Here is a 24,207-nt window from a genome sequence, read left to right as displayed (position 1 = left end):
GTGTCGTCATTGCGGCCCTGCTTCGCGAGCCACAAGCGACGAATGCGCGCGGCGGCGGAGTGAACTGCGCGGAATCGCGACGAATGGATGAGTGGAAGGCATCGATCGCCGGGATCGCCCATTCCATCGATGTTCTGAGCGATCGGGCTTCCTGTGTCCGCGGACACATCGGACACTGCGGACACCCGGAGCGGGCGAAAAAAAGAAGCCCGCTGGTCAGGCGGGCTTCGAAATGCCGGGGGGAAGCGTGGCGTCTATCGGAGCGCAGGCCGCACGGTCATCCGCGCGGCTTGCTGGCCTCATCGGCCTGAGGTCCCGGCATGGTCTGCTCGGCCCAGTGCAGGGGCAGGGTGTTGGACGGACGCGCGGCCTCGTTCGTGTCCGCCAGCCACAAGGCGATGACGGCGGCACTGGCCACGGCGGCCAGGGCGGTGAGGAAGGTCTTTGCGGCGTCGTTCATGGTGGTCCCCTGCGGTGTCTTTCCTGTCCTGGAAGGTTCAACGAGGTTGCACTGTGCGCCGCCGTCCATGACAAGGCCATCCGGACGCGACGAATTGCCGCAATCGCGCGCCGAAATGCCGGCCAGCCGGCTGAACGGAAGTTAGGGGGGTGGTCTCAGACGCTCGCGGCGAGCGATGCCCCAGCCTGGGGCGGCCAGGCGGCCAGCCGGTCCGCCAGCGCCACGGCGGGCTGCGGCCGGCAGTAGAGATAGCCCTGCTGCTGCCAGCAGCCGAGCGCCAGCAGCGCGTCGCGCTGCGCCTCGGTCTCGACGCCCTCGGCGACGACGTCGATGCTGAGCGCCTCGGCCATGCCCATCATGGCGCGGACCAGCGCCCGGTCGTCGGCGCTGTTGGGCAGGTCGCGGACGAAGGCCCGGTCGATCTTCAGGCGCGCCGGGCGCAGCAGCTTCAGATAGGCGAGCGAGGAATACCCCGTCCCGAAGTCGTCCACCGACAGGCTCAGGCCCAGTTCCGACAGACGCGCCAGCGTCTGCAGGACGGTGTCGGTGTCGGTCAGCAGCGAGCTCTCGGTCAGCTCGATCGCCAGTTCGCCGGGAGCGACGGCGTGGCGGCGCATCGACTCGGCGATGCGCTCGGCCAGCCGGGGTTCCCGGAACTGCAGCGCCGACAGGTTGATCGAGATCGGCCCCGGGTGCCGCCCCGCCGTCTTCCAGCGCGCCAGCTGAGCGCAGGCCTGCTCGATCGTGCTCCAGCCGAGCGCCAGGATCTGCCCCGTCTCTTCCGCCAGCTCGATGAACTGGCCCGGCATGACCAGACCCCGCTGCGGATGCTGCCAGCGCATCAGCGCCTCCAGCCCCGACCACTCGCCGGTGCGGGCGTCCACGACGGCCTGGTAATGGAGCAGCAGCTCGTCGCGTTCGAGCGCCAGCTTCAGCTCGCGCTCGAGTTCCATCCGCTCCACCGCCGCCGCGTCCATGTCCTGCTGGAAGAAGCTGTAGCGCGACCGGCCCATCTGCTTGGCGCGGTACATGGCCAGGTCGGCGTGCCGGACCAGCGTGTCGAAGTCCTCGCCGTCGCGCGGGAACAGCGCGATGCCGACGCTGGCCGACACGCTCGCCACGCCGCCTTCGAGCTGCAGCGGCGCGTTCAGCGCCTCGATCAGCCGCTGCGCCGCATGCCCGACGTGCTCGCTCGAATCGCGCATCAGCAGCAGGAACTCGTCGCCGCTGACGCGGCAGGCCAGGTCCGATTCACGCACGGCCTGGCGCAGGCGCTCGCTGGCCTGCAGCAGCATGCGATCGCCGGCCGCGTGGCCGAGCGAGTCGTTGATCGCCTTGAAGCGGTCCAGGTCGACGAACAGCAGCGCCAGATGCGTCTGCTCGCGGCGCGCCACGGCGGCCTCGTGCAGGAACACCTCGCGGAACAGCGTCCGGTTGGGCAGTCCGGTCAGGTGGTCGTACATCGCCAGCTGATGCAGCTGCGCGTTCTTGCTTTCCATGTCCGCCAGCAGGCCGGCGATCTGCTGGCCCATCTGGTCCAGGTGGACGCCCAGCTGGCCCAGCTCGTCCTTGCGGTTCCAGCGCAGGCGCGGGACCGGCTGGCGTTCGGCGATCGCGCTGGCCAGCTGCTTCAGGCGGTCGATCGGTCGCACCAGACGCAGATAGAAGACCAGCAGCACGATGACGACACCCGCCGCCACCTGGAACGCCACGATCAGCGCCGTCTGCTGACGGCCCTCTTCCAGCATGCGCTCCTGCGCGGCGTCGTCGAACTGCACCCGCAGGCTGCCCAGCACCTGCGCGTCGCGCTGGATGGTCGCCGCCAGCGTGACCGTCGGCCAGCCGGGGCTGCACTTGGTGCGGACGACATCGCGGGTGTCGGCGCGTTCCTCGCTGAGCTCGACCGCGCAGACGTTCACGTCCGACAGCAGCTGATCCAGCGCCCGCTGCACCGCCGGGCTGTCCACCGTCCACAGCGGCTCGGCCAGGCCGTTCGCGGCGAGCGTCAGCACGGCCGCGCGCTGGCCTTCCAGCACCGGCTCCAGGCTGCGCCGGATGAAGGCATCGCTGAAGGCCACCAGCGCCAGCGCCGGCACGGCGATTCCGATCACCACCGCAAGCAGGATCACGCTGCGCAGCGACAGCGACGGCGCTTTGAGCTTCATCAAGGAGGGTGGGGCAGGAGGGGGATGGCTGATTCTGCACGTCCGAAATGTGGGAGCCCCCCCGCAAAGACGGGGTCACCGGGAAGGATTTAGGCATTCCTCCCGCTGCCACGCGGTGTCAGCAGGGCCCGGCGCGGAACCAGCCCTGGCCCTATCATGGCGAGTTCGACTCCAGCTGTCTCCCGGCCCCCATGTCCAAGAAAGTCCCGCCCGCCGTCCCCGCCCCGTCCGAGCCGAGCGCCGAGCCGAAGGCGGGCGCAGAGCTGCAGTCGGGCGCCGGCCGATACCTGGGACAGGCGCTGCGACCGGTCGGCGAGACGCCGATGATCCGCGTCCGGGGCGCCCGTACCCACAACCTCAAGAACATCGACGTCGACCTGCCGCGCAACCAGCTGGTCGTCATCACCGGCCTGTCCGGCTCGGGCAAGTCCTCGCTGGCCTTCGACACGCTGTACGCCGAGGGACAGCGCCGCTACGTCGAGAGCCTGTCGGCTTACGCTCGGCAGTTCCTGCAGCTGATGGACAAGCCCGATGTCGACGTCATCGAGGGCCTGTCGCCGGCCATCTCGATCGAGCAGAAGGCCACCAGCCACAACCCGCGCTCCACCGTGGGCACGGTCACCGAGATCCACGACTACCTGCGCCTGCTCTATGCGCGCGCCGGCACGCCGTTCTGCCCCGACCATCACCTGCCGCTGGAGGCGTCGAGCGTCGGCCAGATGGTCGACGCGGTGCTGGCGATGCCGGACGAGTCTCGCCTGATGGTGCTGGCACCGGTCGTGCGCGATCGCAAGGGCGAGTTCGTCGAGCTGTTCCAGGACCTGCAGGCGCAGGGCTACGTCCGCTTCCGCGTCGACGGCCAGACCGTCGAGGTGACCGAGCTGCCCGCGCTGAAGAAGGCCGAGAAGCACGACATCGACGTCGTCGTCGACCGCATCAAGCTGCGCCACGACAGCGCCGACACGCTGCGCCAGCGCCTGGCCGAGAGCTTCGAGGCCGCGCTGCGCCTGGCCGACGGCCGCGCGCTGGTGCTGAACATGGACAGCGGCACGGAGGCGATCTACTCCAGCAAGTTCGCGTGCCCGATCTGCAGCTACTCGCTGCCGGAACTCGAGCCGCGGCTGTTCTCGTTCAACTCCCCGGTGGGCGCCTGCCCGTCCTGCGAGGGCCTCGGCCAGGTCACGGTCTTCGATCCGGAGCGCGTCGTCGCCTTCCCCACCCTGAGCCTGGCCAGCGGCGCGGTGAAGGGCTGGGACCGGCGCAACGCCTACACCTTCTCGATGCTGGAGACGGTCGCCAAGCACTACGGCTTCGACATCGAGCTGCCGTTCGAGGACCTGCCCGAGCAGGCGCGTCAGGTCTTGCTGCAGGGCTCCGGCGAGGACGAGATCAGCTTCACCTACGAGGCCGAGGGTGCGAACGGGAAAAAGCGCAGCGTCAAGCGCGCCCACCCGTTCGAAGGCATCCTGCCCAACCTCACGCGGCGTTATCGCGAGACCGACTCGGCCGCCGTGCGCGAGGAGCTCGCGCGCTACCAGAGCGCCAAGCCCTGCCCGCAGTGCGACGGCTCGCGGCTGCGCCGCGAAGCCCGCAACGTGCTGCTGCAACCGGCCGAAGCCGCCGAGGGCGAACGCGGCAAGCCGATCTATGAGGTCGAGCACGCGACGCTGCGCGAGGCGCTGCACTACTTCGAGGGGCTGAAGCTCAAGGGCGCCAAGGCCGAGATCGCCGACAAGGTGATCCGCGAGATCGCCTCGCGGCTGCACTTCCTCAACGACGTCGGCCTCAACTACCTGAGCCTGGACCGGAGCGCCGACACGCTGTCGGGCGGCGAGGCGCAGCGGATCCGGCTCGCGTCGCAGATCGGCTCGGGCCTGACGGGCGTGATGTACGTGCTGGACGAGCCCAGCATCGGCCTGCACCAGCGCGACAACGACCGCCTGATCGCCACGCTGCGGCGACTGCGCGACCTGGGCAACTCGGTGCTCGTCGTCGAGCACGACGAGGACGCGATCCGCGCGGCGGACCACGTGCTGGACCTCGGTCCGGGCGCGGGCGTCCACGGCGGCCGGATCATGGCGCAGGGCACGCCCGAGGAAGTCGCGGCGAATCATGAGTCCTCCACGGGTCGCTACCTGAGCGGTCTCGACCGCATCGAGGTTCCGAAGAAGCGCCATGCGCTGGCGGACAGCCCCGACCCGCGCACGCTGAAGATCGTCAACGCACGCGGCAACAACCTCAAGGGCGTGACCGCGGAGTTCCCGGTCGGGCTGCTGACCTGCGTGACGGGGGTGTCCGGTTCGGGCAAGAGCACGCTGGTCAACGACACGCTGTACGCGGCGGTCTCGCGCAAGCTCTACCAGAGCCACGCCGAGCCGGCCGAGCACGACGAGATCGAGGGCATGGACGCCTTCGACAAGGTCATCAACGTTGACCAGTCGCCGATCGGCCGCACGCCGCGTTCGAACCCGGCGACCTACACCGGCCTCTTCACGCCGATCCGCGAGCTGTTCGCCGAGATGCCCACCGCGCGCGAGCGCGGCTACGGCGCGGGCCGCTTCAGCTTCAACGTGGCCGGCGGCCGCTGCGAGGCCTGCCAGGGCGACGGCGTGCTGAAGGTGGAGATGCACTTCCTGCCTGATGTCTACGTCCCGTGCGACACCTGCTTCGGCAAGCGCTACAACCGCGAGACGCTGGAGGTTCTCTACAAGGGCCGGAACATCTCCGAGGTGCTGGGCCTGACGGTGGAGGACGCGCTGACCTTCTTCAGCGCGGTGCCGACGCTGGCGCGCAAGCTGCAGACGCTGATGGATGTCGGGCTGGGTTACGTGAAGCTGGGGCAGAGCGCGACGACGCTGTCGGGTGGCGAGGCGCAGCGGGTCAAGCTGGCGCTGGAGCTGTCCAAGCGCGACACCGGCCGCACGCTCTACATCCTGGACGAGCCGACGACCGGCCTGCACTTCGCGGACATCGCGCTGCTGCTGAAGGTCGTGCATCAACTGCGCGACGCGGGCAACACCATCGTGATCATTGAGCACAACCTCGACGTCATCAAGACGGCCGACTGGCTGATCGACATGGGTCCCGAAGGAGGATCCGGTGGCGGCCGCCTGCTCGTCGCAGGAACGCCCGAGGACGTTGCCGCCTGCGAGGCCAGCCACACGGGTCGTTATCTGAAGCCGCTGCTCGCCCGCGGCTGATCAACGCTCCGCACTTCGCTCCTCGCACCACTCGATCGTTCGGATCGAGACGACCTCAGCCCCTCTTCGGAACTTAAGAGGGAATTCACTTGCCGGTAGGCAAGTGAAGGAGGGAGATGGAGAAGAGGGGCTGAGGTCGGCTTGATCGCGCGCCGACCGGTGCAGTCAAGCGACGGTCTTGCGCTTCACCGCGAATGCCAGCGCGCCCAGTCCCAACGCGAAGAGCAGCCACGTCTGCGGCTCCGGCACACCCGGCACCACCGGCAGCGTGCCGCCGTTGCCACCGCTGTTCTGCGGGATCTGCGGCAGCGTGATGATGCCGGGGCTGCCACCCGCAGGGGGCGCCGCGCCGCCGCTCAGTCCGCTGCTGCTGCTGCGCGGCGTGGTGGGCGCGAGCAGGCTGGTATCGGACGTCGCTGTTGGCGGCAGCGCTGCCGTCCGCGAGAAGCTGCCCGGATCGCCCGCGCCTTCGGCGGCACCGGCCGCCGGCGGTTCGAACATCAGCGGCCCTTCCTCGTTCTTCGCCGTCTGCGCGCCGCCCGCGGCGGGCTTGAGCTGGCCGCGCGAGATGCGGCTCACATTGCGGCAGACCGTCGGCACCAGGATGCACTGACCGTCCTCGCAATACACGAGGCCGCGTTCCAGCGTCTGCTCGGTCCACTTGCCGCGCGTGACGGTCTTGCAGACCGATCCGGCGCCGAAGTGCATGTCGCGGATCTCCGCACCGTAGTCGTAGCGGCCGACGATGCTGTCGCGATGGATGTCGACGATCTCGTCGTACTGACGCGCCGCCATGCGGGTCTTCAGCTTGGCGCGCGTGGCCGCCGGGATGTCCTTGTACCGGTCCACGGCCGCGACGAGATCCCCCATGAACGGGTTCACGCCGGGTCGATCCCAGGAACAGTTCGGCAGCGTCACCGTGGACGCGGCCAACGCGAATGCGGCCACCAACGACATGACTGATCTCTTTATTCGGCGGCCGCCTCCGTGAGAACACCTCGTCGGGGTCAGGCCTTGCCGGCAGTCTTTCCTGTATCCATCCGTGCGCTTGAATCACGGGATGTGACAGGAATTGGTCGGGAGTGTAGGGAGCGAAACCCCGTCGCTACGGGCCGTCCCCTCAGCCGGGGGTGTGGTCGCGCGTGGTTTTTGTCACACTGCTCTCGCAGTTCGCACACCCAGGGTAAAAGCACCGGCGGCATGGACAACGCTGCCCTCTCGGAAATTCGCTGTTATCGTGCCGTGTCCCCTGCCAGCCACCGCCATGTCGTCCCCCACCGCCGCCCGTCACGTCCTCTACGTCGAGGACGACCGCATCAACATCGTGCTGATGGAAGAGGTGTTCCGTCTGATGCCCGGCTGGACCCTGGACATCGCCGAGACCGGCGCGCAGGCGATGGACGCGCTGTCGCGCGTCACGCCCTCGCTGGTGCTGATGGACATGAACCTACCCGACATGAACGGCCTGGAGTTGATGGCCCTGGTCCGGGCCCAGCCGCAACTCACTCAGCTGCGCTGCATCGCGCTCTCCGCCGACGTGATGGACGACCAACGCCAGCGTGCGCGTGCCGCGGGCTTCCAGGATTACTGGCTCAAGCCGATCGACGTGCGCCAGTTGCGCGCGGCCCTTGAACGGCTCTGAGCCTCGCTGAGCCGCGCTGAGCGCGGCCGACCGGCGGACATAGAAAAAAGCCCGCGCGAGGCGGGCCTTGTCCGGAATGCGGCGGGGTCTCGCGACCCCTCCGTTCAATCCTTCAGGTGGCTGTTGATCAGTCGGGTCATCTCGAACATGTCGGCCTTGGCCTTGCCGAAGATTTCCTTCAGCTTGGCATCGGCGTTGATGACGCGCTTCTGCGCAGCGTCCTGCAGGTTGTGCTTCTTGATGTATTCCCAGACCTTCTTCACCACGTCGGTTCGCGGCAGCGGCTTGTCGCCGACGATCGCGGCCAGCGCGGGGCTGGGGGTCAGGGCCTTCATGAAGGCGGCGTTGGGGGTGCGCTTCTTCGCGGGAGCAGCAGCCTTCTTCGCAGGGGCTGCCGCCTTCGTCGCGGGCGCGGCCTTCTTCGCCGGAGCCGCCTTCTTCGCGGGAGCGGCGGCCTTCTTCGCCGGAGCCGCCTTCTTGGCCGGTGCCGCCTTCTTGGCGGGCGCAGCCTTCTTCGCAGTTGCCATTTCGATTCTCTCCATCAAGGGTTGTTGATGTGCCGGGCCCTGGTGAAGGTCTGACGCCTTCGGTACTCGATGGCACCCTGCGCGGGCAATGGTACTGCGCACCTCTGTCATTGAGAAGGCTTTACCGGGGGAAAACGGCCTCGAAGTCAACGTCGTGGCCCGTGTTTGTCGCAGCCGCGCATCAATCTCCGCGTGTCCTACGCGCGCCGCACGTCTTCACCTACGGGGTTCCCCGTGGTCATCGCGCCGCGCGCGCATCGTCGTCCGCATCCAGGTCGGCGCGCTCAGTAGACGTCGCGACGGTAGCGGCCATCGCGGATGAGGGCGTCGACATCGGCCTCGCCGAGCGTCTCGCGCAACACCGCGTCGACCGCGCCGGCCATGCCTTGCAGGCTGCCGCAGACGTAGAACGCGGCGCCGTCGGCGACCCATTCGCGCAGCTGCTGCGCGTGCCGCGCGAGCAGATGCTGCACATGCACGCGCTCGGTCTGGTCGCGCGAGAAGGCCCAGTCCGCCTGCGCGATCAGGCCGTCGCGCTGCCAGGCCTCGATCTCATCGCGGTAGTGCGCGTCGTGCGCCGACTGGCGTTCACCGAAGAGCAGCCAGACCGGTGCGTGCGCCTTGTCGTGATCGACGGGCCGGCCGGCGGGGTTCGTCGTGTCCATGCGGGTCGCCGCGCGCGCCTTCAGGTGCGCGCGCAGTCCCGCCAGTCCGGTGCCGTTGCCGACGAGGATCAACTTGCGATCGGCGTTCGCACCGATGCGGAAGCTCGCGTGCGAGCGCAGGCGCATCGCCACGGTGCCTTCGAGCGGCAGCCCTCCGGTCAGCCACCCCGACGCGAGTCCGGGCGTGCCGTCCTCGCGCGCGGTGCGTCGGACCATCAGCTCGACGCGCCCGTCCGAGGGCAGCGAGGAGATCGTGTACTCGCGCGGCCGCTGCGCGTCGTGATCGGCGTCGTCGGCGCCATCGGCCGCGACGCTCACCTGCACGAGATCGCCCGCCTCCCAGCCCGGCAGCGGCGAGCCGTCCGCCGGTGTCAGTTCCAGATGGAACACCGGGCCGCCTTGGCTGCCGGGATTCAGATGTCGCCGCGCGCGCAGACGCCACGGCGTGAAGACCGGCATCTCCCATTCGGCGAGATCGGCGGTGCCGGCGAAGTGACTGAGCCGTTGGCGCCATGAGGCGAGCGCATGCTCGTCGGCGCGATCGGCCTCGATGCGATCGAACATCGGACGCGCGCCGCGCTCGTGCAACCAGGCATCGAGCGCGCGGCCGAAGCCGCAGAAATGCGTGTAGGTCGAGTCGCCCAACGCCAGCACGCCGACTTCCAGCGAGGACAGATCCAGGCCGCTCCCCTCCGCCGCCATCAGGTCGCGCGCGAATGGCGCCGCGCTGTCCGGCGCGTCGCCTTCGCCGTAGGTGCTGGCGATGAACAGCGCATGTCGCGCGCCGCGCAAGGCCTCCTGATCGATCTCGCCGAGCGCTGCCACGCGCACCGGCATGCCAGCCAGGTGCAGCGCCTTGGCGGTCTGCCAGGCGATCTCCTCGGCCTGACCGGTCTGGCTCGCGTGCAGCACCAGCACCGGCGGTCCCGCGTCGGCGGCGGGCAGCAGCGCGGCGGCGGCGTCGGCGGCCTGGCGCAGTCGGCGACGATGACGCCACCAGACCGCGGCGCACATCAGCAGATAGAGCGCGATCAGCAGCAGCGCCACCGCGGGTCGGGACAGGATCGGAGCCATCAGAGCATCAGCGCGCGCATCGCGGTGGAGAAGCGCTCCTCGAAGCCGCCGCCTTCAGCCGACGCGCGACGCCGCACCAGCAGCGCAGCCAGTCCGAGTCGCTCCGCCAAGGCGAGGCCGTCATCCGGCCCGAGCACCATCAGCGCCGTCGACCAGCCGTCGGCCCACATCGCGCTGTCGTGCAGGACCGTGACCGATGCCAGGCCGTGCTCGATCGGCCGCCGGGTGCGCGGATCGATGGTGTGGGAACGTCGCGGTCCGCCGGCCTCCTCGAAGAACTTCCGGTAGTCGCCGGACGTTGCGACCGACAGTCCGTGCAGCGCGATGCGCACCGGCGCCAGGCCGCAATCGGCGGACGGCGGCTCCAGGTCGACCCACCAGGGCTGCCCCTCGGGCTTGAGCCCGGCCCCGCGGAGTTCACCGCCGATCTCGACGAGGTGGTCCGGCATGCCGAGTGCCGTCAGGACTGCGGACACGCGGTCGACCGCGAAGCCTTTGGCGATCGCCGACAGGTCCAGCGTCGCCTCGCCCGGTTGGATAGCACGTGCCGCGTGCCGTCCCATGGCAGCGATTGCCAGCCGCAATGGACGCGTTCGCAGGCCTCGGGCGTCGGCGCATGGAAGTCGGGCGCATCGTGGCGCGGCGCGCGCGCGGTCTCGCCCGAGGGGCCGAAGCCCCACAGCGCGACGAGCGCGCCGGCGGTCGGGTCATAGGCGCCGTCGCTCTCGGCCGCGATGCGCAGCGCCGCGTCGACGACGGTGGCGAAACCTTCGGGCAAGGGGAACGCGGTGCCCGCTGCGGCGCCATTGAAACGGCTGAGGTCCGAGCTCGCGTCCCAACTGCTCATCTGCGCGATGACCTCGTCGCAGGCGTGGACGACCGCCGCCTCGATCGCAGCGAGGCGAAGTCCCGACGGACCGATGAATCGCACGGACCAGGTCGTCCCCATCGTCTCGCCGGCCAGCGCATGCACGGCCTGGCCGAGCGCCGGCGGCTCGCCATCGATGCGCAGCGGGACGAGAACGCGGGGCTCGGGCGCGATGCCCGCGCCGCGCGTCGCCATCGTCCCGCTGGTCGCGCTCACTTCGGCAACACCTCGAAGGTGGCGCTCACGCTGGCGCGCTGCACCGGCGCTTCGCGCGTGCCGGTGGGCGCGTTCGGGCCGCGCGCCGGACCAGTGCTGGCGCCGATGAAGTAGCGGCCCGGCTCCGTCCATTCGACGGTGAACTCGCCCTTCGCGTCGGACTTGAGTTCGACCTCGCCGAACTTGTAGCGATAGCGGTTGCCTTCGCGGATCAGCTTGAGCTGCACGTCGGCGGCCGGCTTGCCGTCCAGCACCAGACGGAACTTCGTCTTGTCGCCGTGGCTCAGGTCGGTGACCGGGCCCAGCGGCAGCAGCTCCAGGCCGTCGCCCTCGGGCTTGAAGTCGACCTTGCCGGCCTCTTCCTTGCTGACGAAGGTCTGCTGGCGATTGCTCATCACTGTCAGCGCGGTGACCTCGGCATCGGCCGGCACGTCCTTGGCGAAGCTTTCCTTGGTGCCCCGGAAGCGCTTGGTCTCGCCGCCCTGCTTGTACGCGCCCATCAGCGACTGGCTGACGTTGCTGATGCGCCAGGTGCCGTCCTGCGTCAGCTTCACGTCGAAGCTCTCGCGATGGCGGGCGGCGCTGCGGTTCTCGGCCTCGACGGTCTTGCCGTCGGGCGCGGTGACGCGCACGGTCTCCAGCTTGAGCGCGCGCTCGAAGTTGAAGAGGTCTTCCGAGACGGCGGCGTCGAACGATGCCACCGGCTCCTTGCCGTCGAAGGCCGCCTTGTTGGGCAGCAGCCAGGTCATGTGCGCGTGCGCGGTCAGCGGGAGCAGCGCGGCGATGGCCAGCGCGACGGGAGCGACGCGTGTCGCCATGCGGGTACCGATCAGCGAAGCGATCGAAGTCTTCATCATGGTGAGTTCCTCCGTGTCTTGTCATGGAGCCTGTCGCGGCGCGATCAGGGCTTGACCGTCAGTTCCAGCGCGCCGAGCTCGTGCTCGCCCTGCGCCTTGGCCGTCGCGGCGGCCTTGACCGGCCAGGTCAGCGGCAGGCGCTGCACTTCACGGCCACCGGCTTCGCGGCTCGATTCGACGACGACTTCGTACTTGCCCGGAGGCAGCGCGGCGAGCGCGGCACTCGTGTCCAGCGAGATCGCGTGCTCGCCCGGCGCGCGCGTGGCGGCGGTGACGCCGTCGGCAGGCACCGTGAGATTGCGGCCGCCCTGGCGCCACCACTGGCGCATGTCCTTGAGCCACTTGGTGCCGGCGTTGTTCTGCTTCTTGGTGTCGTACCAGACCGCCAGCTGCGCGACGGCCGGGCCGGACTCGCCGGCCTTCTCGACCCACACGGCGATGTAGGGGCGGTGGTATTCGGCGACGTTCAGGCGCGGCACTTCCAGCTTGAGCTGGACGGTGGTGGCCCAGGCGGACGAGCCGACGGCCAGGGTGCCCAGCGTGCCGAGGGCACCGATCTGGAGGAGGGTACGACTTGCGGAGCGATTCATGGTCGAGTCTCGGTTGAAGGTGGGGAGGTCCTGGCGGCGGCTCGGAGCGGAGAAGAAGAGGAAGCGGCGAGAAAACTGGAAGACGACCACCGCGCCGTCGGAGCGGCGCGTGTCGGTCGTCGGACGGTCAATGGATCAGCAACAGCGCCAGCAGCGCGGGAATCACGAGCCCCAGGCCGACGAGGGGCCAGGTGCTGGGTCGGCTGACCGCGTGGAACTTCAGGATCAGCAGCCCGGTGATCGAGAACAGCAGGCAGGCGACGGCAAAGATGTCGATGAACCAGCTCCAGGCCACACCGGTGTGGCGGCCCTTGTGCAGGTCGTTGAGGTAGGAGATCCAGCCGCGGTCGGTGTCCTCGAACTCGACCTCGCCGCTGTCGCGCGCGATGCGGACCCAGGCATCGCCGCCGGGGCGCGGCATCGCGAGGTAGATCTCATCGCGGTTCCACTCGGCCTCGCGGCCGTCGATCGCGCGGCCCAGTTCCTTGGCCAGCCACGTGCGCACCGAGGCGGGCACCGGGGCCTTGCTGTCGGCTTCGTCGGCGGACTTCGGTTTCAGCGGCGCGGCCAGCTCGACCGGCAATTGCGCGGTCTTGCTGACGATGGCCGGCTTGGACTCGATGTCGGCGGCGTGGTTCAGCGTGATGCCGGTGACGGCGAACAGGATCATGCCGATCAGGCAGATCGCGGAGCTGATCCAGTGCCACTGGTGCAGCTGCTTCAGCCAGCCGGACCGCTTCGCGGGGCTGCCGGGATTCGCACTCTTGGGTCCGTTCATGTCTCGGCCCAGAGGCGCAGCAGGTTGTGATAGTGGCCGGTGAGCGCGGTGGTCTCGGCATCGTCGCCGAGTCGGCCGCGCAGCTTCTGGATGGTCTGGTCGAGTTCGAACAGCATCGCGCGCTGCCAGTCCTGGCGGATCAGGCTCTGCGTCCAGAAGAACGAGCAGATGCGCGCGCCGCGCGTCACCGGCGTCACGCGATGCAGGCTGGTGCTCGCGTAGACGATGAGGTCGCCCGCGGGCAGCTTCACCTCGTGCGTGCCGTAGGTGTCGACGACCTCGAGCTCGCCGCCGTCATACTCGTCGGGCTCGCTCAGGAAGAGGGTCGAGGACACGTCGCTGCGCAGCGGCTGGTCGGTGCCCTGCTGGCGCATGATCGCGCCGTCGACGTGGAAGCCGTAATGCTCGCCGCCCTCGTAGCGGTTGAACAGCGGCGACAGCGTGCGCAGCGGCAGCGCCGCCGAGATGAACAGCGGATGCCGCGCCAGCACCTCCCGGATGTGTGCGCCGATCTCGCGCGCGGCCGGATGCTCGACCGGCAGTTGCCGGTTGTGCTTGACCTTCGCGCCCTGCTCACCGACGGTGGCGCGGCCGTCGGTCCAGTCCGCGGCGTCCAGGAGCTTGCGCATCTCGCGCACGTCCTGCTTGCTGAGCACTTCGGGGATGTGAAGAAGCATGTCCGGATCGAATCAATTCAGGAGGCCGGGACGACGGCGGCCCGCCCCTGCCAGGACAGGGACGGGCCGGTCGTACCCTACCTCAAACGGTCAGGCCAGGCTCAGAAGCCGATGTTGGCCATCAGCGTCACGGCACGCGGAGCGCCCAGCACCAGGCGGCTGCCGCCGTTGTTCAGCGAGGACATGTATTCCTTGTCGAACAGGTTGGTGACGTTCAGCTGCAGGCTGAGGTTCTTGTTGACGCGGTAGGCGCCCATCACGTCCACCACGGTGTAGGCCGGCAGCGTCGACAGGCCGTTCGACGGCGTCGCGGCCACGGTCACGACACGCTTCTGGTCCGCCGTGTGGCGCACACCGCCGCCGATGGTGAAGTCGTTCCACTGGTACGAGTTCCACAGCGTGGCGGACCACTTCGGCGTCCAACGCACGCCGTCGGTGACGGTCTGCACGCCGGTGGTCGCGTTGACGCTGCGCTGATTCAGCGCCTTGGCATCCATGGTCTGGACGCCGGCGGTGATCTGCCAGAAGTTGGTGATCTGGCCGACCGCGGCCAGCTCGATCCCCTGCACGCGGGTCTTGCCCCCCTGCGTCGCGACGTTGGTCACCGAGTCCACGCTGACCTGGCCGTCGTTCTCGCTGCGGTACAGCGCGGCAGTCAGGTTCAGACGCTTGTTCAGCAGGTCCCACTTCGTGCCGATCTCGTAGTTCTTCGCTTCCTGCGCATCGGCGGCCGTCGAGTTCTGACCCGAGGCGGCGAGCGTCGAGTTGGCACCGCCCGGAGGGGTCAGCGAATTGGCGGCGGCGGCATAGACCGTGCCGTTCTCGGCCAGCTTGTACAGCGCGGCAACGTTCCAGCTGGTGACCCACTTGCCGGTGTCCAGGGCGCCGGTGGCGACGCTGGCGTACTTCACCTTGTAGTGCTCGGTGCGCAGGCCCGCGGTCAGCTTCAGCGCGTCGGTGACCGAGATGGTGTCCAGCGCGTAGATCGCGGTGGTGGTCGTGCTGCCCGAGGTGTCGCCGGCCACGTTGCGGGTGGAGCCGCCGAGGTCGACGTTCGGGTTCGGGTTGTACAGGTTGGCGGGCGTCGCGGCGGCGGCGGTGAAGGCGCGGTTGTCCTGGCTCTCGTACATCAGCTCGATGCCGGTCGACAGGTCATGCTTGATGCCCCCGGTCGACAGCGTCGTGTTGATGCTGGTCTGGTTGGCGAGGATCTCGTTCGTCTGGTTGACGCGCTGACGTGAACGGCTCAGCGTCCACGTGCTGCGGTCGGCCGGGTTCACCGCGACGATCGTGTTGATGCCGGTGACCATGCGGTCCATGTACGTGCGGCCGTAGCGCGAGATGTTGCGCACCGTCATCTGGTTGCCGATGTCCATCTCCAGCTTGGCGGTGACCATGTCCGCCTTGACGTCCTCATAGTCGTGGACGCTGCCGTAGAAATTCTTGCTGTCGATCTTCGGGGCCGCCATCAGCGCGGCCGCCTGGGCGGGGGTCACCGTCGCGGAGGACACCGCCGTATAACCGGGCCAGCCGATCGTGGGGATGCCGCCGTCCGGGCGATTGTTCTGACGCAGATGCTGCGAGTACAGGAAGAAGCGGGTCGGCGTGTTCAGGCCGAAGGCGATCGACGGGGCGATGCCGTAGTTCTTGCGCTTGACCTCGTCGCGACCCGGGACGCCGTAGTCCTGCCACACCGCGTTCAATCGCACGGCGCTGTTGTCGAAGATCTTCTGGTTGACGTCGACCGAGGCGCGCTTGCGGCTCGCGTCGCCGATGGTCACCGAGCCGTCGATCGAGTTCTCGACTTGCGGCAGCTTGCTGATCAGGTTGATGTAGCCGGCGCTCGCGGCACGGCCGGTGTCGGCGCCCGCCGGGCCCTTCACGACTTCGATCTGTTCGATGTTGAACACGTCGCGGGTCACCGCGCCGAGGTCGCGGATGCCGTCGACGAAGGTCGAGGTGCTGGCCGAGAAGCCGCGCATCTGGAAGGTGTCGCCGGCGGAGGTGTTGCCGTTCTCACCCAGCTGCATCGTGATGCCCGGGGTGTTCTGCAGCGCCTCGATCAGGGAGACGGCGCCTTGTTCGCGCAGCACTTCCTTCTTGATCACCGAGATGGTCTTGGGCGTTTCCAGCAGCGGCTGGGTCAGCTTCGAGGACGCGCTCTTGTCGGCCTTGTAGTCGGACTGCGCGGTGCCCTCGACCTTCACCTGCGGCAGGTAGGGCGCGGCAGCGGCGGAGGCGGTCGAGGCGTCGGCGGGAGCCGGGGTGTCAGCAGCGTGGGCCAGCGGGAGGGTCAGGGAGGCTGCCAGCGCGGCCAGCGGGGCCACCGCGTGCTTGCGGCTCTTGATGTAGCGGGACATGGAATCGAGCTCCGAGGGAAAAGTTCTTGTAGGAATCGGCTCGGCTGGCTGCGCGTGCTGGCGGCGTCGTCCCGGCGCTTCACGGCGCACGTGGCGGGCCTCCTCCCTGATCGCGTCTGGCTGGCGGTGGCGAGTGATTGAGAGCGGTTGGGCTCAAAAGCCGCAAATGCTAAGCATTCTCATTTGACTGTGTCAAAGGATTGCTGTTCCGCGGTCATTCCGCGTGGCGAACGCGCGACGCCCCTGTTTCTGTTCTGTAAAGCAAAAACCCGCGGGACGCTGGCGCGTCGCGCGGGTTTCAAGGGCCAATGAACGCCGGACCCGGCATTCGCCCGGATCCGGTCAGCCCGGCGTCAGTCGGCCGCCTTCTGGGGCTCGTCCGAGTGGCGTGCCGGCAGCTTGGGCGCGGTGCGCAGGCTCCAGACCATGGTGATGGCCAGGATCGCCACCACCACGCCCAGCGACAGCAGCACGGGGATCTTGATCACGTCGATCAGCATCATCTTCGCGCCGATGAACACCAGCACCACCGCCAGGCCATAGCTGAGCAGATGGAACTTGGACGCCATCGCCGCCAGCAGGAAGTACATCGCGCGCAGGCCCAGGATCGCGAAGATGTTGGAGCTCAGCACAATGAACGGATCGTTGGTGATCGCGAAGATCGCCGGGATCGAGTCCACCGCGAAGATCACGTCAGTCATGCCCACCAGCGCGATCACCAGCAGCATCGGCGTGGCGATCCGTTTGCCGTTCTCGAGCGTGAAGAAGCGCTCCCCGTCGAAGTTCTTGCTGACCGGCAGCACACGTCGCAGCAGCTTCAGCGCGGGGTTGTCCTCGAGGTCGGGCTCCTGGCCGGCCGCCCACCACATCTTGATGCCGGTGATCAGCAGGAAGGCGCCGAAGAGGTAGAGGATCCAGTGGAACTGCGCGATCAGCCAGCCACCCACGAGGATCATCACCGTGCGCAGCACGATGGCGCCGATGATGCCCATCATCAGCACCCGCTTCTGGTAGGCCGAGGGCACCGCGAAGTAGGTGAAGATCATCAGGAAGACGAAGATGTTGTCGACCGCCAGCGACTTCTCGATGAGGTAGCCGGTGATGAACTCCAGTGCCTTCGTGTTGGCGAGTTCCGTGCTGCCGGTGCCGTCGCGTACGGCCCACCAGAGCAGGCCCATGAAGGCGACGCTCAGCGCCACCCACACCAGCGACCAGTTGATCGCCTCCTTGACGCCCACGTCGTGCGCGCCCTGCTTGCGCAGGACGACGAAGTCCAGGATCAGGGACACCACGACGATGCCGACGAATACCACCCACAGCCACATGGGGACGATCGTGCTCATGAGAGCTCCTTGCAAGAAGCGGACGGCGGACAAGCGCCGTCCCGGTTTCAACGACAGCGTGCCGCCAGGGTGGCACGCTGAGGCCGAAGGGTCTTGCAAGGCTGATGCGGCTCGGGGTCTGACGACCTCTCGAATCCAGCATCAGGTGCAGGGCCCGGCTGCCTTCACGGCAACGTCTTGACGGGCGTCTGCCGCGGCCTGCGCCGCGCGGCTACTCCCCCTTCGGAAGGTTCGGATTATCCTTCACTTTTAAAACTTCAACTTCGTATTTTCCTGATGATCGATACCGGTATGCTGAGCACATGAAAACGCTGACCCGCTGGTTGCTGCTGGCCGCCGCACTGCTGCTGGTGGCGCACCTTTATCCTGGCGTCCAGGTGAAGGGCTTCGTCACCGCGCTGATCGCGGCCTTCGTGCTGGGCCTGTTCAACACCGTCCTGCGGCCGGTGCTGGTGCTGCTCACGCTCCCGGTCACGCTGTTGACGCTGGGGTTGTTCCTGTTCGTCATCAACGCGCTGCTGTTCTGGGCAACGGCCAGCGTGCTGGACGGCTTCACCGTCGCGGGCTTCGGCGCGGCGTTGATCGGCTCGCTGATCTACTCGCTGTGCGGGATGGCCATCGACGTGCTGATCGAACGCCTGTTCCCGGACAGCGAGTAACGCCCGATCAGGGCTCAGCGCCTGGCGGAACGCCGCGCGGATACATCTCCATGAGCATCTGGCGACGTTCGTAGCGCAGGTCCCGCAGGCGCGAGTCGATCACCGAGGCTTCGAACTGGTCGGCCGATCTCGCCCGACCTTGCCGTTCCGCGGAGGCGAGCCGGTCGATCGCGCCAGTGATGTCCCCAAGCGCCGCCCGCGTCTCCCCCTGCGCCCGCAACGAGCGCAGCGGTTGGCCGAGTTGCTGCCACAAGGTCCCGCTTTCCTGCCAGGCCAGAGCGTCCTGGGCATGCAGGGCGAGGTGGGTCTGGAGGGCCTCGGCGGCTTCGCGCTTCACCTCCGGCCGCGGATCCGCCTGCGCGAGGTCTGCACGGATCATCAGCATCGGACGCGAGCGTTCGTTCTTCAATGGCTCCAGTGCCGCGAAGCCGGCTTCGGGCTTGCCTCGTGCCACTTCCAGCTCGGCATGCGCGTACACGAGCAGGCGCTTCGCGCCCGGGTCTGCGCCGAGCAGACCGGCCAAGGCATCGGCCGTCTTCAAGGTGGCTTCGGCGCGCGAGAAGTCACGCAGCTTGATCGACGCGAGCGCGCTCGTGTATCGGGCGGCCAACTGGTCGATGTTCTTCTCTCCGGCTCTCGATCCGGCGTCCAGGCCCTGGAGCACCCGCCAAGGGTCGGTCCGCTGGTCCATCAACACCTTCGCACGTGCCGCCATCAAGGCGTGCTCCGGAGTTCCGACCAGCTTGGCTTGAGTGCTCGTGCCCAGTCGGGCCTTCGCTTCGCCAATGCGTTCGCTGGTCAACGGGTGGCTGCGCAGGTAGGGGTACTGCCCCGAATCCATCAGGTGATAAGCCTGCTCCATGCGCTCGAACATGCTAGCCATGCCGGCCGGCTGGTAGCCGGCCTGCGTCATGACCTGGAAGCCGACGCGGTCAGCCTCGCGCTCCATGTCGCGCGAGAAGTTCAATTGCGCCTGTGCAGCGGCCGCCTGGCTGCCGACGATCACCGCCTGAGCGCCGTCCATGCTGCGAGCCTTCGCCGCAGCCAGGATGCCGAGAAGCAGACCCACCGTGGCGAGCGCGCTGGTGCGGGAGTCTCCGACGATGCTGCGCGCGATGTGGCGTTGAGTGATGTGCGACAACTCATGGCCCATCACCGACGCCATCTCGTCGCGCGCCCCGGTCATCGCGATCAGGCCCAGGTGGATCCCCACGTAGCCGCCCGGCAGCGCGAACGCGTTCACCGACCGGTCGCGGACCAGGAAGAGCTCCCAGGCGAAGCGATCGCTGGTGTCATCGCTGATGTTGCCGAGTCGACGCGCGGCATCCACCAGCGGCTGCCAGGTGTTCTGCGCGTACTCGAGCAGCAGCGGATCGTCGAGGTAGTCCGGGTCAGGACGGATCTGCCGCATGACCTGATCGCCGAGCTTCTTCTCTGCGCTGATGCTGACGTCGGCCGACACCGAGTCGCCCAAGGCCGGCAGGTTCACCTGCGCAACGGCGCCCTGGCCAAGCAACGCCGCGCTGAGCAGCGCCGCCAGGCAACGCCGGGTGAAGGGAATGGGGTTCGTTCGCTTCAAGGGATCTCCAGGGCGGGAACTATGATGACGCCTCTTCGGTTTCGCGATTGTTGCCGCGCTCATGAGCTCGCCTCTGACCCATTTTGACGCCAACGGACAAGCCCACATGGTGGACGTCTCCGGCAAGGATGTCACGCACCGTGTGGCCCGGGCCGCCGGTCGCATCCGGATGAAGGCCGAGACACTGGCGCTGATCCGCGATGGAAATGCCAGGAAAGGCGATGTGATCGGTGTCGCACGCATCGCGGCCATCCAGGCCGCCAAGCGAACTTCGGATCTGATCCCGCTGTGCCATCCGCTCCCGATTACACGTGTCACGGTCGAGTTCGAGCTGGATGAGCGATCGAGCGCGGTGATCTGCACGGCGCAGGTGGAGACGCTCGGACGCACCGGCGTGGAGATGGAGGCGCTGACAGCCGTTCAGGTCGGTCTGCTCACCGTTTACGACATGTGCAAGGCCGCCGACAGAGGCATGGTGATGGAGCAGATCCGCGTGCTGGAGAAGCAGGGCGGAAAGTCGGGCGACTGGCACGCTGAGGTCTGAGCGCGTCGGTCACCCGACCGATCTCGCCTTCATCGACGCCCTCAGCGCAGCTCGCGGAAGCTGTACTCGCGCTGCGGAGCCTCGCATTGGAACGGCTTCGCCGCCGCGCCGAGCGCCGCCACTTCATCGCATTCGGCCAGCCATTCCTCGCTCGCTGCGTTGCGGAACTCGCGTAGCCGCTGCACCAGGTAGCGGGCCTTGTCGGTCTCTCCCACCGCGTTGAGCGACTTCGCCCAGGACATCAGCAGCCGCGTGTCGATGAGGTGATGACCGGTCAGCCGCGAGGCCTCGAGCGCCACCGCGCCGGGCGGCTGAACCGTCGCTTCGGCGTAGTCGGCCTGCAGCGCGAACAGTGGGGAGCGCTGGCCCGCAGCGATGCGATCGTCGAGCGACACGGCGCCCGCCGGCGGCGCGTAAATGTGAACGATGCGCAGGTAGTCCACCACGACGAGCGGCACCAGTGCCGCCGTCAAGAGACCGAGCGCAGCCAGCGCAGGACGGCGCTGTCCCGGTTCGGTCTTCGAGCCCGCGGCCTTCGTGTCCTCGACCATGCACAGGCCGTATGCCAGCCCCGCAGGCAGCAGGAAATAGGCATACCAGAGCGGGTATTCGAACTGGCTGTGCAGACCGATCATCGCGACCAGCATCCCTGCACAGCGAGTAGCGGCACTGCCAGCGATCGACCGCTTCAGACCGGTCCAGAACCCCCAGGCCAGCAAACCCAACGTGAGCAGACCCAGCGGCAGACCCATCTCGACGAGGAGTTGCAGTTCGAGGTTGTGGGTGTGATCGAAGAAGGCCACCGGGCGATCCGGGAACGGCGTCATCGTCCAGGCGAAATTGAAATCACCCCACCCGGAGCCGGTGAGCGGGTAACGCTGCAGCAGGCCGATGGCGTTCTTCACGATCGCAATGCGGGACGGGGAGCCGGCGCCTTCTTCCGATACGCGCGACTGCGCGCCGAAGGCGTGATGGCTGACGGCGGTGTACCACTCGAGCAGGCCCCAGCCGATCGCGAACATGATCAGCGTCGACCCCAAGGCAATGCGCACGCGGCGCGAGAGACGGCCATCGATCGCGCCCCAGATCGCCAGCATGCCGATGCCGATCATCCCGGTGCGGGACGCGCTCAGCAGGACGCAGAACACAAACAGGAACAGCAGCAGGTACAGCGAGATCGTGCCTCGCAGCGCGCCGCCCAGCCTCCGCGCGAGCCAGCCGCTCTGTGCCAGCCATACCGACGCCACGCAGGCCCACATCAGCAGGCTGGCGAGGTGATTCGGTTGGCGCATGTTGCCGACAGCGCGACCCACCAAGCCCGAACGAGCGATGAAGGTGCCGTCGGCCAGCGACGGGAAGAACATCTGGACGAAGCTGACCATCGCGCTCAGCAGCCCTGCAAGCACGAGCGCGACGCAGAAGAGCGTGAGCACATCGTCACGCTGGCCGGGTGTCACGGCTCGACCGGTCTGTACCGCCAGCAGAACGCCGAGCAGCATGGCGATGCTGGTCAGCGCCATCGACCAGGGCAGTTCGTGGGTGAAAGGTGCGGCGACAGCCACCACCGTCATCAGCAACAGCCCAAGGGAAACGCCATCGACGCGCCAGCCAGCCAGCAACGATCGTCCCCAAGCCAAACCAGCGACCAGCAGGCCCAGCCCTGCGAATGCCGCCAACTGGTTGTAAAGCGTGGCCGAGGGGGTTTGGTTATAGGCGACGAGGGGCGCCAGCGTTACGCCCAGCAGCAAGCCGATCAGCGTCAGGACCTGGAAGTGCGGCGCGGTAGAGGAGGCAGGGAGATCGGCGGCGGGCGCTGTCGCGGCGAGCGTCATGAACGGTCCGGGTCGTGGGGACAGGGCGGAACTCTAACTGCGACGAGAGCGCGGGACACGACCTCATCCGGCAAGGGGTTAGAAGCTATCGATGGGTGCGAAACCGACAGGATCTCCGGTCCTTTCGTCAACAAGGACCGACCATCCATCTCGACGAGCGATCAGGGGCACGGCGCGCAGTTGCTGCACCGGTAGCCCGGTCCGGGCGATTGCTTCGGCCAGTTCAGGTCCAGGCCTTCCGCCGGCCCGCTCCTTGATCATCGTCTCGAGCCGGAACCCCGCATTGAGCGCTTTGGCGCGAGATAAAGCGTCCCAAGCCGTCCAATAACGGGGCCGCATGCCGAGATCGGAGCCTGCCAAGGCCTGGAACACCGCGTCCGCGCGGTCCGTGCTATCAGGCTGTCGGGTGCCGACCAGCCGCGGCCCCGTCAGCGACAAAGTCCCCAACTCCGTCGGTGCCTGCGGCAGCTCTTGAGTCTGCACGCTGGCCGCGATGACAACGCGGAAGCGATCCTCCTCGAGCGCCAACACGACAGGCCGAGCCTCGTGCATGGTGTAGGCACCGTAACCTAATCCGCTCAACTGCAGGATAACCACGATGCACAGGTCGCGCCAAAGCTCCCTGCGCGGCTTTCGTACGTCGAAGATCACCAAAGTGATCAGGGGACCCATCACAAGGTCGACACCGGTCACCAGCAGGAAGAGTTGTGCACCACCTGATATTTCCGTGTACGGCCAGGGGTACCAGAGAAGAAAAACCGCCGCGGCGGCTGAAATCGCGACAAGGGCACTGAAGCCCAAGTGAATCAAAGAGGCTCGGATGCGAGCGCGAAGCAAGGCATTCATGATGCCGAAGTTTAGAACCAGCCGTAAGACCAAAAGCGCGGCCGGGAGACATCGTGAGGAGACGGCACACGACCACCTTCCAGATGCAGATGTGGCGTGGGTGTCTGGATTTCCTCGAGAGCTGCGGCACATGACCAAAGCGCAACCGCTACCAGCGCCATACGCACCACCAACCAGACCGGAGCGCTACCTGCGATGGGAGGGGCGGTCACGCCATCAGCAGACCGAGAGCGACCACGGTACCAGTCGAACGAAAGCCCGATCACCAAGAAGATCCAAATCTGCGAAACGGGCATCACCAGATTTCCGGAGAAGCACGCATCGACCGCCACAGCAACACAAGCACCAATTAGCCCGCTTCCGATTGCTCGACGGTCCACATCCCGTTCCATGCGCAGCGCGCGCGCCATCGCCCAAATTCCCCGCAACATCAATGCAACTAGAATCATCGTTGCCGGCCAGCCCAGTTCGGCGGCAGCCTGGAGGTATTGGTTGTGCGGATGCGCGCCTTTGGCGTTGACCTCATGCGCAAAGTGCATCGGTCCAACACCAAGCCACGGGGAACTCCGGGCGTCCGATAGCGCCATGTCCCATAGATACTCGCGTGAGTGATCGCTGGTCAGTTCCTTCACCGTCGGCGCGTATCCGACGGTCTGCTGCAGCCGCGCCGCTCCCGATTGAAGCCCCGCGTAGATGGTGCCCGCGAAGACCGCAGCACCCAATCCGATCACAAGCCAACGACGGGCATCCCGGCCAAGGACAAGCAAGACAATCGCCGTCGCCGCCAGCAGTCCCACCATCGTTGAGCGGCCTAGCGTCGCCGCGAGCAGGAACAGTTGAAGGGTCAATGCGACGATGACCATCGCACGCATGCGCCACGTCGCACCTGGTCTCGCGGCAATACCGAGCAGCAACGGCAGCGCCGCAGCCTGAACATGGTTGAGGAAACGAGGATTGTCGTATCCGAAGCTCATTTCCCACAGCAGGACGGGCAGTTGATTCGCTAGCGCCGCAGCGATAAGCCCCGAAAAATGTCAGCCCATACAGAAGTTGTGAGAGCCCAATCGCCCCCAACCAAAGCGCACCGGTATTGCCTTTCGAGGTCCTCGCAACCATTACGGCCCAGGCGCATAGGCCCGCAAACAGCGCGATCTCGCGCCAAGCCGCCATCGGCATGGTCGAGCCGGCAGCGGACAAGCTCACAAGAATGAAAAGCGAGACCAGTAGACCGACAGTCCATCGATCCGGGCGGGGCGAAGGAACCCTATCGATGGCGAGCACCAGCGCCGCCGTTAATAGCAGCGGGAGTTGGATCGCGCGCGCAA

At 67.4% G+C, this 24,207-nt stretch carries 21 protein-coding genes; 4 read left to right on the top strand and 17 right to left on the bottom strand.

Features of this window, described 5'->3' with window-relative positions; genetic code table 11:
* Positions 1-277: 277 nt before the first annotated feature.
* Positions 278-460, bottom strand: coding sequence for a hypothetical protein (locus tag ACFJIX_RS08755; protein ID WP_377159177.1), 183 nt, complete (start codon positions 458-460; stop codon positions 278-280).
* Positions 461-615: 155 nt separating this feature from the next.
* Positions 616-2,625: a putative bifunctional diguanylate cyclase/phosphodiesterase gene (locus ACFJIX_RS08750; RefSeq protein WP_377161688.1), complete on the bottom strand. Its 2,010-nt coding sequence runs from the start codon at positions 2,623-2,625 to the stop codon at positions 616-618.
* A gap of 191 nt (positions 2,626-2,816) precedes the next feature.
* On the opposite strand from ACFJIX_RS08750, the gene uvrA reads away from it, so the two are divergent.
* Entirely contained in the window at positions 2,817-5,825 is a 3,009-nt protein-coding gene (uvrA, locus tag ACFJIX_RS08745; RefSeq protein WP_377159176.1) for an excinuclease ABC subunit UvrA, read from the top strand.
* A gap of 165 nt (positions 5,826-5,990) precedes the next feature.
* On the opposite strand, the gene ACFJIX_RS08740 is transcribed toward uvrA, so the two are convergent.
* A complete protein-coding gene (locus ACFJIX_RS08740; RefSeq protein WP_377159175.1) occupies positions 5,991-6,782 on the bottom strand; it encodes an MHFG family PEP-CTERM protein in 792 nt (263 codons plus the stop codon).
* Positions 6,783-7,089: 307 nt separating this feature from the next.
* Here ACFJIX_RS08740 and ACFJIX_RS08735 point away from each other — a divergent pair, with 307 nt between their 5' ends.
* Positions 7,090-7,467 (top strand): response regulator, encoded by a 378-nt coding sequence (locus ACFJIX_RS08735; RefSeq protein ID WP_377159174.1) that lies wholly within the window; start codon positions 7,090-7,092, stop codon positions 7,465-7,467.
* A gap of 104 nt (positions 7,468-7,571) precedes the next feature.
* Here the strand turns inward: ACFJIX_RS08735 and ACFJIX_RS08730 are convergent, their stop codons facing one another.
* The 10 genes from ACFJIX_RS08730 to ACFJIX_RS08685 all read right to left on the bottom strand — a co-directional run bounded on the left by ACFJIX_RS08730 (position 7,572) and on the right by ACFJIX_RS08685 (position 17,422).
* Entirely contained in the window at positions 7,572-7,994 is a 423-nt protein-coding gene (locus ACFJIX_RS08730) for an SWIB/MDM2 domain-containing protein (protein ID WP_377159173.1), read from the bottom strand.
* A 284-nt stretch (positions 7,995-8,278) separates the two neighbouring features.
* The gene (locus ACFJIX_RS08725; RefSeq protein WP_377159172.1) at positions 8,279-9,733 is read right to left on the bottom strand and encodes a sulfite reductase subunit alpha; all 1,455 of its coding nucleotides are present in this window, start codon (positions 9,731-9,733) and stop codon (positions 8,279-8,281) included.
* A complete protein-coding gene (locus ACFJIX_RS08720) occupies positions 9,733-10,296 on the bottom strand; it encodes an FAD:protein FMN transferase (RefSeq protein ID WP_377159171.1) in 564 nt (187 codons plus the stop codon). The genes ACFJIX_RS08725 and ACFJIX_RS08720 overlap by 1 nt, the downstream gene beginning before the upstream one ends.
* Complete coding sequence (locus tag ACFJIX_RS08715) at positions 10,194-10,817, bottom strand: FAD:protein FMN transferase (RefSeq protein WP_377159170.1); 624 nt, start codon at positions 10,815-10,817, stop codon at positions 10,194-10,196. The genes ACFJIX_RS08720 and ACFJIX_RS08715 overlap by 103 nt, the downstream gene beginning before the upstream one ends.
* Positions 10,814-11,674 carry a DUF4198 domain-containing protein gene (locus tag ACFJIX_RS08710; RefSeq protein WP_377159169.1) on the bottom strand — a complete coding sequence of 287 codons (861 nt, stop codon included), beginning with the start codon at positions 11,672-11,674 and terminating at the stop codon, positions 10,814-10,816. Before ACFJIX_RS08710 ends, ACFJIX_RS08715 begins: the two co-directional genes overlap by 4 nt.
* A gap of 44 nt (positions 11,675-11,718) precedes the next feature.
* The gene (locus ACFJIX_RS08705) at positions 11,719-12,264 is read right to left on the bottom strand and encodes a DUF2271 domain-containing protein (protein ID WP_377159168.1); all 546 of its coding nucleotides are present in this window, start codon (positions 12,262-12,264) and stop codon (positions 11,719-11,721) included.
* A 127-nt stretch (positions 12,265-12,391) separates the two neighbouring features.
* Positions 12,392-13,042, bottom strand: a complete 651-nt coding sequence (locus ACFJIX_RS08700; RefSeq protein ID WP_377159167.1) for a PepSY-associated TM helix domain-containing protein — start codon at positions 13,040-13,042, stop codon at positions 12,392-12,394.
* On the bottom strand, positions 13,039-13,719 hold the full coding sequence (locus ACFJIX_RS08695) for a Fe2+-dependent dioxygenase (protein WP_377159166.1): 681 nt from the start codon (positions 13,717-13,719) through the stop codon (positions 13,039-13,041). Before ACFJIX_RS08695 ends, ACFJIX_RS08700 begins: the two co-directional genes overlap by 4 nt.
* A 101-nt stretch (positions 13,720-13,820) precedes the next feature.
* Positions 13,821-16,079, bottom strand: a complete 2,259-nt coding sequence (locus ACFJIX_RS08690; protein ID WP_377159165.1) for a catecholate siderophore receptor Fiu — start codon at positions 16,077-16,079, stop codon at positions 13,821-13,823.
* Positions 16,080-16,432: 353 nt separating this feature from the next.
* Positions 16,433-17,422, bottom strand: coding sequence for a TerC family protein (locus ACFJIX_RS08685; RefSeq protein ID WP_377159164.1), 990 nt, complete (start codon positions 17,420-17,422; stop codon positions 16,433-16,435).
* A 302-nt stretch (positions 17,423-17,724) separates the two neighbouring features.
* Here ACFJIX_RS08685 and ACFJIX_RS08680 point away from each other — a divergent pair, with 302 nt between their 5' ends.
* The gene (locus ACFJIX_RS08680) at positions 17,725-18,081 is read left to right on the top strand and encodes a phage holin family protein (RefSeq protein ID WP_377159163.1); all 357 of its coding nucleotides are present in this window, start codon (positions 17,725-17,727) and stop codon (positions 18,079-18,081) included.
* Positions 18,082-18,088: 7 nt separating this feature from the next.
* On the opposite strand, the gene ACFJIX_RS08675 is transcribed toward ACFJIX_RS08680, so the two are convergent.
* On the bottom strand, positions 18,089-19,723 hold the full coding sequence (locus ACFJIX_RS08675) for a M48 family metalloprotease (RefSeq protein ID WP_377159162.1): 1,635 nt from the start codon (positions 19,721-19,723) through the stop codon (positions 18,089-18,091).
* Here ACFJIX_RS08675 and moaC point away from each other — a divergent pair.
* A complete protein-coding gene (gene moaC / locus ACFJIX_RS08670; protein WP_377159161.1) occupies positions 19,722-20,204 on the top strand; it encodes a cyclic pyranopterin monophosphate synthase MoaC in 483 nt (160 codons plus the stop codon). The two genes, ACFJIX_RS08675 and moaC, sit on opposite strands and share 2 nt — an antisense overlap.
* Before the next feature lie 41 nt (positions 20,205-20,245).
* On the opposite strand, the gene ACFJIX_RS08665 is transcribed toward moaC, so the two are convergent.
* From ACFJIX_RS08665 to ACFJIX_RS08655, 3 genes are all read right to left on the bottom strand, one after another.
* Positions 20,246-22,036, bottom strand: coding sequence for a Wzy polymerase domain-containing protein (locus ACFJIX_RS08665; protein WP_377159160.1), 1,791 nt, complete (start codon positions 22,034-22,036; stop codon positions 20,246-20,248).
* Positions 22,037-22,114: 78 nt separating this feature from the next.
* Positions 22,115-22,882 carry a pilus assembly protein gene (locus tag ACFJIX_RS08660; RefSeq protein ID WP_377159159.1) on the bottom strand — a complete coding sequence of 256 codons (768 nt, stop codon included), beginning with the start codon at positions 22,880-22,882 and terminating at the stop codon, positions 22,115-22,117.
* A gap of 11 nt (positions 22,883-22,893) precedes the next feature.
* Positions 22,894-23,856: an O-antigen ligase family protein gene (locus tag ACFJIX_RS08655; protein ID WP_377159158.1), complete on the bottom strand. Its 963-nt coding sequence runs from the start codon at positions 23,854-23,856 to the stop codon at positions 22,894-22,896.
* Positions 23,857-24,207: the final 351 nt, after the last annotated feature.

It is taken from the genome of Roseateles sp. UC29_93, from assembly GCF_042695725.1.
GTDB lineage: Bacteria > Pseudomonadota > Gammaproteobacteria > Burkholderiales > Burkholderiaceae_C > Roseateles > Roseateles noduli_A.
Note: the sequence above shows the minus strand (reverse complement) of the source record. Positions and strands in the feature narration are given on the sequence as shown.

Excerpts from the sequence above, each read along its gene's own strand:
- ACFJIX_RS08690 (WP_377159165.1), bottom strand. The coding sequence starts at position 16,079 with ATGTCCCGCTACATCAAGAGCCGCAAGCACGCGGTGGCCCCGCTGGCC.
- ACFJIX_RS08700 (WP_377159167.1), bottom strand. The coding sequence starts at position 13,042 with ATGAACGGACCCAAGAGTGCGAATCCCGGCAGCCCCGCGAAGCGGTCC.
- ACFJIX_RS08755 (WP_377159177.1), bottom strand. The coding sequence starts at position 460 with ATGAACGACGCCGCAAAGACCTTCCTCACCGCCCTGGCCGCCGTGGCC.
- ACFJIX_RS08660 (WP_377159159.1), bottom strand. The coding sequence starts at position 22,882 with ATGAATGCCTTGCTTCGCGCTCGCATCCGAGCCTCTTTGATTCACTTG.
- ACFJIX_RS08730 (WP_377159173.1), bottom strand. The coding sequence starts at position 7,994 with ATGGCAACTGCGAAGAAGGCTGCGCCCGCCAAGAAGGCGGCACCGGCC.
- uvrA (WP_377159176.1), top strand. The coding sequence starts at position 2,817 with ATGTCCAAGAAAGTCCCGCCCGCCGTCCCCGCCCCGTCCGAGCCGAGC.
- ACFJIX_RS08720 (WP_377159171.1), bottom strand. The coding sequence starts at position 10,296 with ATGGGACGGCACGCGGCACGTGCTATCCAACCGGGCGAGGCGACGCTG.
- ACFJIX_RS08685 (WP_377159164.1), bottom strand. The coding sequence starts at position 17,422 with ATGAGCACGATCGTCCCCATGTGGCTGTGGGTGGTATTCGTCGGCATC.
- ACFJIX_RS08665 (WP_377159160.1), bottom strand. The coding sequence starts at position 22,036 with ATGACGCTCGCCGCGACAGCGCCCGCCGCCGATCTCCCTGCCTCCTCT.
- ACFJIX_RS08705 (WP_377159168.1), bottom strand. The coding sequence starts at position 12,264 with ATGAATCGCTCCGCAAGTCGTACCCTCCTCCAGATCGGTGCCCTCGGC.
- ACFJIX_RS08655 (WP_377159158.1), bottom strand. The coding sequence starts at position 23,856 with ATGAGCTTCGGATACGACAATCCTCGTTTCCTCAACCATGTTCAGGCT.
- ACFJIX_RS08725 (WP_377159172.1), bottom strand. The coding sequence starts at position 9,733 with ATGGCTCCGATCCTGTCCCGACCCGCGGTGGCGCTGCTGCTGATCGCG.
- ACFJIX_RS08735 (WP_377159174.1), top strand. The coding sequence starts at position 7,090 with ATGTCGTCCCCCACCGCCGCCCGTCACGTCCTCTACGTCGAGGACGAC.
- moaC (WP_377159161.1), top strand. The coding sequence starts at position 19,722 with ATGAGCTCGCCTCTGACCCATTTTGACGCCAACGGACAAGCCCACATG.
- ACFJIX_RS08675 (WP_377159162.1), bottom strand. The coding sequence starts at position 19,723 with ATGAGCGCGGCAACAATCGCGAAACCGAAGAGGCGTCATCATAGTTCC.
- ACFJIX_RS08680 (WP_377159163.1), top strand. The coding sequence starts at position 17,725 with ATGAAAACGCTGACCCGCTGGTTGCTGCTGGCCGCCGCACTGCTGCTG.
- ACFJIX_RS08740 (WP_377159175.1), bottom strand. The coding sequence starts at position 6,782 with ATGTCGTTGGTGGCCGCATTCGCGTTGGCCGCGTCCACGGTGACGCTG.
- ACFJIX_RS08710 (WP_377159169.1), bottom strand. The coding sequence starts at position 11,674 with ATGATGAAGACTTCGATCGCTTCGCTGATCGGTACCCGCATGGCGACA.
- ACFJIX_RS08695 (WP_377159166.1), bottom strand. The coding sequence starts at position 13,719 with ATGCTTCTTCACATCCCCGAAGTGCTCAGCAAGCAGGACGTGCGCGAG.
- ACFJIX_RS08750 (WP_377161688.1), bottom strand. The coding sequence starts at position 2,625 with ATGAAGCTCAAAGCGCCGTCGCTGTCGCTGCGCAGCGTGATCCTGCTT.